Annotated in this window: 10 protein-coding genes; 7 read left to right on the forward strand and 3 right to left on the reverse strand. The window is 43.6% G+C overall.

Going from position 1 to position 14,102, the window contains the following annotated elements; all coding sequences use genetic code 11:
• The first annotated feature begins 529 nt into the window (after positions 1-529).
• The 5 genes from ACYQ4S_RS08425 to ACYQ4S_RS08445 all read left to right on the forward strand — a co-directional run bounded on the left by ACYQ4S_RS08425 (position 530) and on the right by ACYQ4S_RS08445 (position 6,908).
• Positions 530-3,388 (forward strand): sigma 54-interacting transcriptional regulator, encoded by a 2,859-nt coding sequence (locus ACYQ4S_RS08425; RefSeq protein ID WP_459770547.1) that lies wholly within the window; start codon positions 530-532, stop codon positions 3,386-3,388.
• A 217-nt stretch (positions 3,389-3,605) separates the two neighbouring features.
• Positions 3,606-4,097 (forward strand): mannose/fructose/sorbose PTS transporter subunit IIB, encoded by a 492-nt coding sequence (locus ACYQ4S_RS08430; RefSeq protein WP_459770549.1) that lies wholly within the window; start codon positions 3,606-3,608, stop codon positions 4,095-4,097.
• 50 nt (positions 4,098-4,147) lie between these two features.
• A complete protein-coding gene (locus tag ACYQ4S_RS08435; protein WP_459770551.1) occupies positions 4,148-5,122 on the forward strand; it encodes a mannose/fructose/sorbose PTS transporter subunit IIA in 975 nt (324 codons plus the stop codon).
• A gap of 27 nt (positions 5,123-5,149) precedes the next feature.
• Positions 5,150-5,947 carry a PTS mannose/fructose/sorbose transporter subunit IIC gene (locus ACYQ4S_RS08440; protein WP_459770553.1) on the forward strand — a complete coding sequence of 266 codons (798 nt, stop codon included), beginning with the start codon at positions 5,150-5,152 and terminating at the stop codon, positions 5,945-5,947.
• A gap of 19 nt (positions 5,948-5,966) precedes the next feature.
• Positions 5,967-6,908, forward strand: coding sequence for a PTS system mannose/fructose/sorbose family transporter subunit IID (locus tag ACYQ4S_RS08445; protein WP_459770554.1), 942 nt, complete (start codon positions 5,967-5,969; stop codon positions 6,906-6,908).
• An 85-nt stretch (positions 6,909-6,993) separates the two neighbouring features.
• On the opposite strand, the gene rpoN is transcribed toward ACYQ4S_RS08445, so the two are convergent.
• Positions 6,994-8,277 carry an RNA polymerase factor sigma-54 gene (rpoN, locus tag ACYQ4S_RS08450; RefSeq protein WP_459770556.1) on the reverse strand — a complete coding sequence of 428 codons (1,284 nt, stop codon included), beginning with the start codon at positions 8,275-8,277 and terminating at the stop codon, positions 6,994-6,996.
• 112 nt (positions 8,278-8,389) lie between these two features.
• Between rpoN and ACYQ4S_RS08455 the strand changes: the two genes are divergently transcribed.
• Positions 8,390-10,087 carry a M3 family oligoendopeptidase gene (locus ACYQ4S_RS08455; RefSeq protein WP_459770558.1) on the forward strand — a complete coding sequence of 566 codons (1,698 nt, stop codon included), beginning with the start codon at positions 8,390-8,392 and terminating at the stop codon, positions 10,085-10,087.
• A 97-nt stretch (positions 10,088-10,184) separates the two neighbouring features.
• Here the strand turns inward: ACYQ4S_RS08455 and ACYQ4S_RS08460 are convergent, their stop codons facing one another.
• Both ACYQ4S_RS08460 and ACYQ4S_RS08465 read right to left on the reverse strand, forming a co-directional pair.
• Complete coding sequence (locus tag ACYQ4S_RS08460) at positions 10,185-11,189, reverse strand: GNAT family N-acetyltransferase (protein WP_459770560.1); 1,005 nt, start codon at positions 11,187-11,189, stop codon at positions 10,185-10,187.
• Positions 11,190-11,191: 2 nt separating this feature from the next.
• Entirely contained in the window at positions 11,192-11,950 is a 759-nt protein-coding gene (locus ACYQ4S_RS08465) for a GNAT family N-acetyltransferase (RefSeq protein ID WP_459770562.1), read from the reverse strand.
• A 523-nt stretch (positions 11,951-12,473) separates the two neighbouring features.
• Here ACYQ4S_RS08465 and ACYQ4S_RS08470 point away from each other — a divergent pair.
• Positions 12,474-13,925 carry a peptidoglycan DD-metalloendopeptidase family protein gene (locus ACYQ4S_RS08470; RefSeq protein ID WP_459770564.1) on the forward strand — a complete coding sequence of 484 codons (1,452 nt, stop codon included), beginning with the start codon at positions 12,474-12,476 and terminating at the stop codon, positions 13,923-13,925.
• Positions 13,926-14,102 lie beyond the last annotated feature (177 nt).

The raw sequence follows: 14,102 nt of genomic DNA on the forward strand, positions 1-14,102 counted from the left end.
AAAAGATTTAATACTACTGTATGAACGTTAGAGATATTCAAGTTATTGAACCGCCGTATACGAGAACCGTACGTACGGTGGTGTGAGAGGTCGACTAGTCAATTAATGACTAGTCTCCTACTCGATAGTTTCAACGTGGTCAGGCACTTCAAAATATGGGGATTACTGTAAAGCGGATTACAGGAGCCAGCTGAGAGTGCCGAAGCAGGCTCAGATCAGGTAAAGTGAATAAGAGAAGCCGAGTGAGCCTGCTCAGGGTAAACACAGGCAGGTAAACGGGTGAACCTCAGCTATCCCAGTATAAAAAAGCAGACCCTAAGTTCGGCAAAGTCATAACGACATACTAGTGAGCATACTTAAGAGAATACACTAGCACACTGCGATATAGCATAAAACCTTAAATAAAGCCAGATTCTGACTGCTGCAGTCAAGTGTGTTCAATAGTGTATCGTTATCATTGTTTTTATAGTATACTAATTGAGAATCCAGAGTCCAGCATTTAGAGAGCAATGATAAGGGGGCGTACGAATTGAACAGAAAAGATAAGATATATCAGTTCGTCAAATCGGCTAGTAATCAGTTTACAAAAAAAGACATCGAAAACGGGATGGGCATTACAACAAAAGAAGTGTCTGATACGTTAGATATTTTGAGAAGCAATGTCTCCAAAGACCTTAATCTTCTGGTCAGAGAGGGGAAGCTTAAAAAAATAGACGGACGGCCAGTTCGCTTTGTTCCTCTCGAATCGGTTCGTCACCAGCCATTGACAGTACACGTGCCGAGCTATAAAGAAGAAAAGCCTGAACAGAAGGGTGTCACACAGGAAGTCTTTGACTACTCTGTTAAAGAGTCGAGAGATATTTTTCAGTCGATTATTGGAGCAAAAGGCAGCATGAAAAATGCGGTCGATCAGGCCAAGGCAGCTGTTCTTTATCCACCAAAAGGACTCAACACACTTATAACGGGTCCGACCGGATCAGGGAAATCGTTTTTTGCTCACGCCATGTTTAAATTTGCTCAATCACATGAGCTGATCGACCCTGAAAAAGAACTGGTCGTCTTCAACTGTGCGGATTATGCGAATAATCCGGAACTGCTGATGAGTTACTTGTTCGGTTATGCTAAAGGAGCCTTTACTGGTGCGGCATCCGAGAAAGAAGGGCTTATCCAGCAAGCTGACAACAGTATGCTCTTTTTAGATGAAATCCACAGACTTCCACCTGAAGGGCAGGAAATGATTTTCTACTTCATGGATACGGGCAAGTACAGTCGACTTGGGGAAACAGGTAAAAGCCGAGAAGCAAGTGTCAGGATCGTCTGTGCGACAACTGAAGATCCTAAATCAACTTTTCTTGATACCTTCATGAGACGTATACCCATCAATATTCATATGCCATCATTTAAAGAGCGTCCGGTTGTGGAGCAGCTTGACCTGCTGAAACTTCTGACAGGTCTTGAAGCCAATCGAATTCAACGGAAAATCACATTAACAGAGGATGTTGTTAAAGGACTGATTGCCAGTGTAGGATATGGAAACATCGGACAACTCAAATCAACGATACAGTTGGTGTGTGCCAGAGGCTTCATGAACCAGCTGAGCAAGGAAGAAATCAGTCTGACGGTTAAGGATATTCCGGACAGCATTCAATCACATCTGGTGGGGTTATCCTCCAACCGACAACAGATGACAGAGATGTCAAATTATCTTGAGGCAAAAATAACAGTCAGTCCAAATGAGCCGTTTTATACAATGGAAATGGATGCTTATGAACTGCCGTATAATATTTACGACATCATTGGAGATAAGGCTGCGCTTCTTGAAGCAGAAGGATTGGATCAGGAATCAATCAATCAGTATATCTCCACAGATATCAACGTTCATCTAAAATCTTTTTACCGTAATCACGGCTTTTCGCTTCAGACAGAATCTAAGCTGGCTGACGTCGTTAATAAAGAAGTGATTGAATTTGCTCATCAGATGGCTGCTTTAGTCAATCAGTCACTAAGTGTGAGTATGAAGCAGAACTTCATTTACGCTATGAGTCTTCATATCAGCTCCCTGCTCAATAAGATAAACAGTGGGGAAGAACGGAAGATGAACAGCAGGATACGCGAAATGGCAATGGACTACAGCAAAGAGTATGAGGTTGCATCACTGATCAAAGATAAAATAGGTGAGGTCTTCCAAGTCACTATTCCGGAAAATGAAGTGTATTATCTTACCGTTCTTCTCGTTTCATTGAAGGAAGAAAAATCAGCTGGTGAAATTGGAGTGGTCATTGCCACACATGGGAACTCCACTGCAAGCAGCATGGCCCGTGTAGCAGAAGATCTCTTAAATATAAGAGGCGTGAGTGCCATCGACATGCCTCTGGATATGTCGCCGACAGTCGTTTACGAGCGGATCAGACAGGCAGTGATCGATGTGAACCAGGGCAGCGGAGTTCTACTTCTGGTCGACATGGGGTCGCTGGCGACATTTGAGTCTTCTCTGGAAAAGGATACCGGCATTTTGGTCAGATCGATCGATATGGTCTCAACCCCTATGGTACTCGAAGCAGTAAGAAAAGCGTCACTGGTGGATGCAGACCTTGAACTTCTGCATGAGTCCCTTCTCAAATTCAGTGGCTACTCGAATCACCTTCCGAAAGGTCACACCAATGAAAGAAATCAGGTAGTCAAGCCTCCAATCATCCTAGCCATTTGTGCATCTGGAGAAGGGACCGCCAGGAAAATAAAGGAAATCATTGAAAAACCAATCAAGCAAGGAAACAAGGCAGTTATAGAAGTCAAAACCTGTTCAGTAGTGGATATGGATACGAAAGTAGTTGAATGGAACAAGCATTACTCCATCCTGGCCACGACCGGTGTAGCCGATCCGAAACTTTCAGCTCCATTTATACCGCTAGAGCGGTTCATCGAAGGAGACTCTGAAGCGCTGATAGAAAATATAATCAGTGAGTCCGTCTTATACACTACAGATACTGCCTCTGATGAAACAAAGGCCAGAGAAATGATACAGATCTTTCTGCAGGAAAACTATACCTTTTTAAATCCTGTTAAAGTGCTGGACCCTCTTTGGAAATTTGCTAAAGGCTGTGCCCAGCTCAAAACAGATCATTCAGAAGCCTATGCCTTTCATATCAATCTGATTCTGCATATGGCAGGTGTCATTGAACGGCTGATTCATCAGGATAGCCTGACTTCTTCCGAGACACACCTGTTTGATGTAGAGAATAGTCTGACGAAGGAAGTGGAGCATCTTATCTCAATGCTGGAAAAGGATCTGGCAATCAGCATACCTGAAGAGGAATACAGCTATATCTTATATTTCATTACTAAAGATGAAGGCGAGATTGAAGATATCGATACACTACTTGAAGAGTAACAGCTGAGCGACACACTATTTGAAACACATCAATAGTGTGTCGTTTTAGTGTGTTGCGGAAAACCGTTGATACATAAAGGTTCTCAAGAAATTAAAGTTGGCACACTTCTTGCTTATATAAATTGGAAGAGAAAAACACTACGCTGCACCACTATTTTTCTCAATTTCTAAGTGAAGGGAGAGTGACTCTATATACAGGAGGAGAGGATAAAGGTTAATGGATATCAGGTTACTAAGGATCGATGACCGTCTGATACACGGTCAGGTAGCCACGACATGGGCTAGGTCGACAGGTATAAGTCGCATCGTAGTTGTCAGTGATCAAGTCGCATCAAATCCGCTTCAGAAATTATTATTAAAGCAGGCGGCTCCGCCTGAAATCAAGGCACATGTCATCTCAGTAAAGAAACTGATCGACATTAAAGACCATCCGCTCATGAAGGATGTAAAAGTTCTGCTGTTATTTACTAACCCAAATGATGTAATGACAATTTACAAGCAGGGGGTAGCGTTCGATACAGTGAATATTGGTGGAATGAAATTCACAGAGGGGAAACAGATGGTCACACATTTCGTTTCAGTTGATCAGCAGGATATTGAGGCGTTTCAGTATCTTGATGAACAGGGTATAGAACTCGAAATAAGAAAAGTCCCTTCAGACCGCAAGCAGCTGCTTATGGAAGTTTTAAAAAAGGGGAACTTTTTGTAAACGATTAATTAGAAATAACGGCATGTCCGTTAGTAGTAGGAGGGAAATAAATGGTAGGAATTATACTAGCAAGCCACGGCGAGTTTGCTGAAGGCATTCTGCAGTCAGGATCTATGATTGTAGGAGAACAGGAAAATGTCAAGGCAGTCACTTTACTTCCAAGTGAAGGGCCAGATGATATTAGAAGAAAAATGGAAGAAGCCATTGCTTCTTTCGAAACAGACGAAGTCCTCTTCCTAGTCGATTTATGGGGAGGTACACCATTTAACCAGGCAAATACATTGTTTGAAGATAAGAAGGATAAATGGGCGATTGTTGCAGGCTTGAACCTGCCTATGCTTATCGAGTCATTTACAGCACGTTTCTCAATGGATAAAGCACACGATATTGCAGCTTCACTGATCGATGTAGCGAAAGACAGCGTGAAAGTGAGACCGGAAAGTCTTCAGCCAGCTGAAAGCAAAGCAGCAACTGCAACTGAAGAACCGTCTAAACCATTGCCTGAAGGAACAGTAGTAGGTAACGGAAAAATCGACATCCGACTGGCTCGTATCGACTCACGTCTGCTTCACGGACAAGTGGCAACTGCCTGGTCTAAAGACGTCAACCCGACCCGTATTATTGTTGTCTCTGATGATGTAGCTAAAGATGAGCTCCGTAAATCTCTGATCACCCAGGCTTCACCACCAGGAATCAAAGCGAACGTTGTTCCAATCGATAAAATGATCGAAGTATGGAACGATCCGCGATTCGGTAAAACAAGAGCACTGCTCTTATTCGAGAACCCAACTGATGCTCTGCGTGTCATTGAAGGTGGAGTGGAGATTGAAGAGGTCAATGTCGGATCCATGGCTCACTCAGAAGGTAAAGTCATGATCAACAATGTTCTGTCAGTAGATGAAAAAGACGTGGAAGCTTTCAAGAAAATGAGAGATCTTGGCGTGACATTCGATGTCAGAAAAGTACCAGCAGATCAGCGCAAAGATTTGTGGAGCCTGCTTAAGAAAACAAAATACATGAATTAAGATACCTATCAAGGAGGGAAAATAACTATGGACATCATTTCAATCGTATTGGTTGTGTTTGTGGCTTTCTTAGCCGGAATGGAAGGAATCCTGGACCAGTTCCAGTTTCATCAGCCGATCGTCGCATGTACATTAATTGGTTTGGCAACAGGAAATCCTACTCAAGGACTTTTACTGGGAGGAACACTTCAGCTTATCGCTTTAGGCTGGATGAACATCGGGGCAGCAGTAGCACCTGATGCGGCACTTGCATCCGTAGCATCTGCTATTTTAGTCACTTATCACGGAGCAGGCGTATCAGAAGGGATCGCATTGGCTATTCCATTAGCAATCGCTGGTCAGGTACTGACTATCTTTGTACGTACATTAACTGTGGCAATCGCACACGCAGCCGACAGAAAAGCAACAGAAGGTTCATTCAGAGCAGTAGAATTCTATCACATCGGAGCGTTGATGATTCAGGGGCTGCGTATCGCTATCCCTGCAGCTATCATTCTTGCTGTATCTCCACAACTCGTAACAAATGCCCTGAACGCTATCCCTGGGTGGCTGACAGGCGGACTGGCAGTTGCCGGTGGAATGATCGTTGCCGTCGGTTATGCGATGGTTATCAACATGATGGCTACACCAAAACTATGGCTGTTCTTCGCTTTAGGATTTGCTCTTTCAGCAATCGGCGAACTGAACCTGATTGCTATGGGTATCATCGGTGTCGTTCTGGCACTTCTGTACCTTCAATTTGCACCTGAATTCAATCAAGGCGGCGGAGGCGGCGGAAACACTTCCGGCGGCGATCCACTTGATGACATTCTGAATGACTATTAAAAAGGAGCGTTGATGAAATATGGCTGAAGAAAGCAAATTCAAATTATCTAAACGAGACCGTTTACACGTGTTTTGGAGAAGTCAGTTCCTGCAGGCATCTTGGAACTTCGAGCGTATGCAGAACATCGGTTGGGCTTACGCAATGATCCCGGCACTTAAAAAAATGTACACATCAAAAGAAGACCGTTCATTAGCATTGAAGCGTCACCTTGAGTTTTTCAATACTCACCCGTATCTTGCAGCACCTGTATTAGGGGTGACATTGACTCTTGAAGAACAGAAAGCATCCGGTCAGGATATCGATAATGCCGCTATTCAAGGGGTTAAAATTGGCATGATGGGCCCTCTTGCCGGTGTCGGTGACCCTATTTTCTGGGGAACGATCCGTCCGGTACTTGGTGCATTCGCGGCTTCTCTTGCATTAAGTGGAAGCTGGCTTGGACCAATCATCTTCTTCCTGGCATGGAACATTATCCGTATGGCTTTCCTATGGTACTCACAGGAACTGGGATACGTACAGGGAAGTAACATTACTCAGAACCTTGCCGGCGGACTGATGCAGAAACTGACTCAAGGCGCATCTGTACTTGGTATGTTCATCCTTGGTGTTCTGGTTCCAAGATGGACCAGCATGCACTTCCCACTGGTTATGAGTCGAGTAGATGTACCAGCTGATGAAATGGTGAACTTCGGAGCAGTAGCTGAAGCAGCAAACGATGGTGTATTGTCCGGAGACATGCTCCGCGGTGTCGTTCAGGAAATTCAATCTGGACTGAGCATCACTCCAGTTGAAGTGACTACACTGCAGAACACACTGGATGAACTGCTTCCAGGTATTGCACCACTTATCCTGACTCTAGCGTGCGTATGGTTATTACGTCGTAAAGTCAGCCCAATCACAATCATCGCCGGACTGTTCGTACTTGGAACATTAGGTTATGTTGTAGGACTACTTGGATAATCAATAATATATCAAAACGGCTGAGCTCTATATTATAGAGGCTCAGCTGTTTTTGTATGAAAATCTATAAATTCGAAGGTCCCACTCATTTTCTGACTTTCCGCTGAGTAGAAGCAGGGATCGACAGGTTTTTACGGTACTTAGTCACACCTCTTCTGGATAACTGCATACCGGATTCAGCCAGTTTATCCGATAGTTTCTGATCAGATAGTGGGTTTGTTTTATCTTCCTGATCAATCAGTTCTCGGATCTGCTTTTCCAGCTGGTCCTGTGAATCACCACCTGACGTCCTTCTGGATAGAAACGATTTCAGTTCGTAAGTGCCGGAAGGTGTCTGAATATAAGATTCCCTTACTGCCCGGCTTACAGTGGATTCATTCAGCTGAAGTTCCTGAGCCAGATCGTTCAGCTGGAGAGAAGACAGGCCATTATCAGGATTGCGGAAGAAACCAGCCTGGTAACGGGCAATAGCGGTACCGACTCTTAAAATCGTTTCTTTCCTTTTTTCAAGTCCAGCCTGAAGGATATCATACTCCTTCTTCTTTTCTCCTATATACTTAAGAACGGTTCTGTCATCCTGGTGCTTCAGTTCTTCAAAATAGGCCGTATTGAATGTAAGCAGTGGTGTCTTGTATCTCGTTTCAGCTACGCTCACTTCTTCATCGTTTACAGATACAGCCAGCTCTGGAAGAATAAAAGGTGTATAGCTAGTCTGAAATCCTTCTGCAGGAGAGGGAGTGAGCTTCTGTACAAATTTCAGTACCTCCTGGACCTCGGACTCAGAGATAGAGTAGATATCGGCTAGTTCCTTCCATTTCTTCTCTGTAAGCCGTTCAAAATTTTCTTCCAGTATGATATAGGCTGTTGCTGGAGAAAAATCCAGTCGTTCGGTCTGAAGCATCAGACATTCTTTCAGTGAACGTGCACCTATACCAGCAGGATCAAGCTGCTGCAGCAAAGTGAGGGCATCTACCAGTTCAACAGCAGTGGACCCAGTTTCTTCTGCGGCTTCTTCGACAGTTGCAGTCACGTATCCTCTATGATCAAGCTGGTTGATCCACCAGAAAATCAATTCTCTTAAATAAGTGGGACGATAGAGCATTTCGACCTGTTCTTTTAAATGATCATAAAGAGACTGTCTGTGAGCAGCTGTTTCTTCTATAACAGATGAGGTGGTTTTCAGCGAACGCTGGACAAGCTGCTGTTCGGATTCAGGAACATCGATAAGCGGATTACCTATGACCAGTTCATTCAGAAAGGCAGAAAGTTCCAGCCGGTTAAGCTGAAGCAGCTGAACATTCTGAACCAGGTTAGGGATATAAGTTTGCTTCTGTTTCTGTGAAAAATCAGGACGCTGCTGATATGCCATATGGGTCACATCCTTTCACCTTTTATTTTATCACAAACGAGGTTTAGTATATCATTTGAGTCTTCTTATGCTATACTAAAGAAAAATTAATAATCGACACAGGAGGCAACCAATGAAATTTCAAGATTATACTTACGAACGGCCGGATTTTGATTTATACAAAAAAGACTTCCTTCATCTCGTTGACAATTTGAAAGAAGCGGAATCGGCTGATCAGGTCAAGCAGGCCATTGACCAAGTATCTGAGCTGACTGCATCACTGGATACCATGAGTACGCTCGCTTCTATCCGTAATTCGATTAATACCAAAGATGAGTTTTATGATCAGGAAGACAAGTACTGGAATGAATACTCTCCGTACTATCAGGAACTCACCACGACGTATTATAAAGCCATCATGGCTTCTCCCTATCTTGATGAACTGAAGGACAGTTATCCGCGAACCTTCTTTCAGAATATGCAGTTCGAACTGGATGCCTTCGATTCCAGTGTCATCGATCTGCTGCAGAAAGAAAATCAGCTGAGCAGTGACTATCAGAAACTGCTTGCTTCCGCAGAAATAGACTTTGACGGAAAGAAGCTGACCTTATCCCAGTTCGGTCCTTATCTGGAATCGACGGATCGTGACATACGAAAAGCAGCATCCTATGCCCAGTGGAGTTTCTTTGAGGAAAATGAAAGCAAGCTGGATAATTTGTATGACGAGCTTGTCAAAGTAAGAGATACGATAGCGAAGAAGCTCGGGTACAAGGATTTTGTTGAACTGGGTTACGTCAGAATGAAACGATTCGATTATGACCGGGGCATGGTGGACGTCTACCGCAAACAGGTTCTTGATTATGTGGTCCCAGTGACTCAGAAACTGGCTAAGCGTCAGGCTGAAAGAATTGGAATAGAAGACATGAAGCACTATGATGCCTCTCTTCAGTTTCTTGATGGGAATCCGACACCTCAGGGCGACCCGGATTACATTATCGACAACGGCCGCAGAATGTACCATGAACTGAGTAACGAAACAGCTGAATTCATCGATTTTCTTTTCGATAAAGAGCTGGTCGATCTGTTGTCCAAGGAAGGGAAAGCAGGTGGGGGATACTGCACCTATATTCCTGACTATCAGTCGCCGTTCATCTTTGCCAATTTTAATGGAACATCAGGGGATATCGATGTACTGACACACGAAGCCGGTCACGCGTTCCAGGTTTATCAGTCAAGATGGATCAAGCAGCCTGAGATCGTCTTCCCGACCTTTGAAACCTGCGAAATCCATTCAATGAGCATGGAATTCTTCACTTACCCATGGATGGAGCTGTTCTTTAAGGAGCAGACAGACAAGTACAAGTTCAACCACTTGAGTGGAGCGGTCAGATTCCTGCCTTATGGTGTTCTGGTCGATCACTTCCAGCACGAAGTATATGAAAATCCTGAGTGGTCACCTGAAAAACGCAAGCAGGTCTGGCGCGATCTTGAGAAACAGTACCTGCCTGATCGCGATTTTTCTGAAAATGACTTCCTTGATAAAGGATCATTCTGGTTCAGACAAGGACACATTTTCGGCATGCCGTTCTACTACATTGACTACACTCTCGCTCAGATTTGTGCTCTGCAGTTCTGGAAACGGGCGATAGTCGATCAGGATGAAAAAGCATGGGAAGATTATCTGGCAATCTGTAAAGCAGGCGGCACACAAAGTTTCCTTGAAACTGTATCGACAGCCAATCTGCGCTCACCTTTTGAAGAAGGCTCTTTAGAAGGGGTCATTCAGACGATCGACCAGGCTCTGGAAGAAGTCGACGACAAAGCTTTATAATTAAAAAAACCCACTGATCATACAGGGTATCCGACAGTTCAAAAATGAACTGCGATCCTGTGAATCAGTGGGTTTTTTTATTTGCAGGACAATTGAACTAAATTTTCGAATCCAGATCGTTAGTCTGTTCACTCAAGGTGTTGAGCCTATCCTGGTTCTTATCAAGCAGATCGTTCAAATCGCTGAGTTCTTTTTCCAGTTCATCCATCATCTGATTCGCTTCTTCGATTGAATCAGCCTCTTTTTTGAACATCCCGTGAAGCATCCATGGAGAGGGCAAGTCAAAAGGATGGTCAGCAGGAAGAGTGTCAGCTTCTTCCTGAGTCAGGTCCATCCAGACTAGCGCCTCAGGATTTTCAGCTTTGAGCATCTGGAAGGAGCGATCGACTGTTTCGAACAGTCCAGGCTGTTCGTTGAAGTCGGCCCATGGGTAAACAACATGCAGGTATTCGGTCCCTTTTACTTCTCGCCACATAAAGAGGACCCGGGTCCCATCAGGATTTATATAGCAGTCCATTTCATCCAGTTTCTCATCACTGAAAAGTGATGGTCGTGCAGGGAATGGATAATAGGCTTCATAGGGGAAGACAGACTTTTCAAAAGAGGGGTTAAGGTAAGTCTCTTCGATCCACTGTCTTTTCTCATGTCGATCGTCCACTATAGTCCATTCCGTGTCTCCGGTCATAAGAGGGGTCAGCGTTGAAGCCTGTGCAGCGTAGAACGTGATTACATGGGGCAGTCCGATTTTTTCCAGTACCTTCTGAGCAGGTTTGTTGTGCAGTTCTGTATTGGCACCGATCCATTTCACTGAAGGGGTCTGTCTGGCCGCATTGAGAATATATTCGGTGATTTTTGTACCATACCCATTCTGACGGTGTCTTTTATCACTTCTTAGACGACCCAGCATGGCAAATTCACCAGCAAAAAGAGTATAACCGGCCACAGCGACAAGAGTCTCATCTTCAAATAAACCGAAGAGAGCATTTCCCTTAGTCGTCAGGCGGTCAAACACCTTAAGCATATAGTCGTCTTCTAATCCGGTTTCCATATTTTTGTATAAGTCAAAGTCATCAGCAGTTAACTGTCTAAATGATACACTCACGCTTATTCCTCCTCAATAATTCTTAGGGCACCGATTTGAAAACCGGCACAGGTGTAGCCTTGCTTTGTATACATATCTTTGACACTGTCTTCTGCATCAGCAGCCAGAATAACCAGCTTGTTCTTCTTGACCGCTTCGCCCATGACTTTGGCCTGCAGTGTACTGGCTACATATTGACCTCTATATTCCGGCAATGTGAATACATCATCTATTTCGATGGTATCATTCTGCTCTACAGTCAGACAGGATCCGACTGCGTGGTCCTCTTTTAGAGCAAGCCACATGGTAACAAGCGGATCATAGAATATGAGGTCATAAAAACCTTGTTTCTCGTCAGCAAAATATCGGGACGTTTTCATATCCTCAATGTAGTTGAGGGATTTAAACGTGTCGAGTTCTTCAAGGCTGACCTTGATTACTTGTATGCCGTCAGCTACAGATGCTTTAAAGGATATCGGATCGATAGAGTAGAGCTCCAGTTTCTCAAGACCGTAACCCTGCTCACTCAAATATTCGAGCGTCTCCGGAAGCAGACCCTGATTTATAGGCCAGGTAAATTTGACATGTCCGAGCCCATTATCTTCTGAAAAAAACCAGTGCATATCTTCTATCAGTTGAAATTCTTCTTTTGAAGGGGAATAAAGCAGATTAAAGTAGTTGGAATCGTATCTGAACAGGGCAGATGGATTGAAATACTGAATAAAAAACTCATTCCTGTCTACTTCTTTACTATAAGAGCAGAGCATATGAAAATCGATCATGGGCACCTTTCCTTTCTCATACCTACTAGAATAGCAAAATGCCATAGGATTGAAAAGAATCAGTTACTTTAAATAAAAAGAAGTGGACTAAACTTATGACTACAACAACTGGTGTTAAAGTATTCACTGATACTGACAATGAAAATAATTGAAAAGGACAAAGTTAGCACAGTTACTAGAATAAAAAGGGCTGATACTTCAATAGAGTGAGGAAAGATAAGTTAAGGGATGTCAATATTTGTCACTTATTGTTCACTGGTTTCCATAGGAGGAAGACTGAATATTACAGTTAATATAATCATAAAGCTTTTTATATCAACGGGTTGAGGTGTTCCGAATAGTCAAACTTTCGTCAAACAATACAGACGTGTAACAAAATGCATGATTTTTTGTCATAGGATTTAAAAATTTTGACCTCATATCCCGTGTTATGATTTCATTATAACAGCAAGGGAAGCAAGACTAATATTGAACTTTTTATTATGAAACTGATTGAATATAAATAGAAATGGGAGTTATCAGATTGAATAAAAAACGCATCTTAACAGTAATGGCGGCAGCAATGATGGCTGCACCAACATTCAGCACATTGAACGTAGAAGCTTCTTCTCAAAGAATGAGAGATCTTGAACAGCAGCAGCAGGAGCTGAATCAGAAATCCAATGAACTGGATGGTGAGATTTCAGATCGAGAACAGCGCATGCAGTCACTTGAAGAAGAAAAGAAACAGCTTGAAGATGATGTGGTTGAACTTCAAGGAAACATCGATGAACTGGTCAATAGACTGGATGAACAGACAAAAGAAATTGAAAAGATTGAAGAAGAAATCCAACGTTTAAATGAAGAAATCGAACAGCTGAAAGATCAGATCGCTCGTAGAAACGAGCAGCTTGAAACTCAGGCTCGTTCAGTTCAGACTAACGCTAACCCGGCGGATATTGTTGATATCATGATGTCAGCAGAAAGTTTATCAGATCTGATTGGTAGAATTGGTGTTGTCAGTCAGCTGGTTTCCGCAAACCAGAACATTGTACAGGCACAATTTGAAGATCATCAGGCACTAGAAGAAACTGAAGCTCAAGTGGTGGCTGAACAGGAAGAAATGGAAAAAGTTAAGGCTCAGATGGAAATCGACCGTAACAACCTGGTCAACCAGCGTTTGGCTCTTGAGGATACAATCATGCAGGTCGCTGAACGCTATGATATGACTGAAGATGAAAGAAACTCTTTCATTAATGAACAGACAATAGTCGCTGAGCGTGCAAGTAATTTGAGCAAAGAAATGCGAGCAGAGCAGCAGCGTATTATTGAAGCGGAACGCAAGCGTCAGGAAGAAATCCGTCGCGCTGAAGAGAAAGCAAGAAGAGAAGCGGAGTCAAAAGCAAGAGCTCAGGCAGAAGCTCAGGCTCAGGCAAGAGCTGAAACAGAGCGTCGTTCACAGGCATCAACGTCATCAAGCAGCACTTCTTCTAACAACTCGTCAAGCAGTTCTTCTTCATCAAGTTCGTCTAACAGCTCGGCAAACAGCGGATCAAATAATTCTGCACCAGCTTCAAACAGCGGATCAAATAATTCTGCACCAGCTTCAAACAGCGGGTGGGCTAGACCAGCAAGTGGACGTATCACTTCTCCATTCGGATACCGTACACATCCTGTGACAGGTCAGCAAGGATCATTCCACGCAGGTGTGGATATTGCCGGAAGCGGACCGATCAGAGCTTCTCGTGCTGGAACTGTAACTCAGGCTTCTTTCTCAGGATCTTACGGATATACAGTTATCATCGATCACGGTAATGGCTACTCAACGTTGTACGCTCACATGCAACCTAACTTGAACGTAGCACCTGGACAAAGCGTGTCTCAAGGGCAGCAGCTGGGAATCATGGGAACAACTGGACGTTCAACTGGGGTCCACCTTCACTTTGAAATACGTAAAAATGGATCTGTAGTTAATCCGATGAGCTACATCAACTAATTAATATATATGGCTGAAGAGAGAAGGCATTAGTGCTTTCTCTCTTTTTCGGGTTTCATTTATATAATCACATGGGAAAGTAGGTTGCCGACCTAGTCGGTCGGCTAAACAACGTTTCCGTGAAAAGTTGAAGAAGCTTACTCGAAGAAATCGGCCAGGGAGTTTTAAAGACATTGT

The organism is Alkalibacterium sp. s-m-28, from assembly GCF_054658175.1.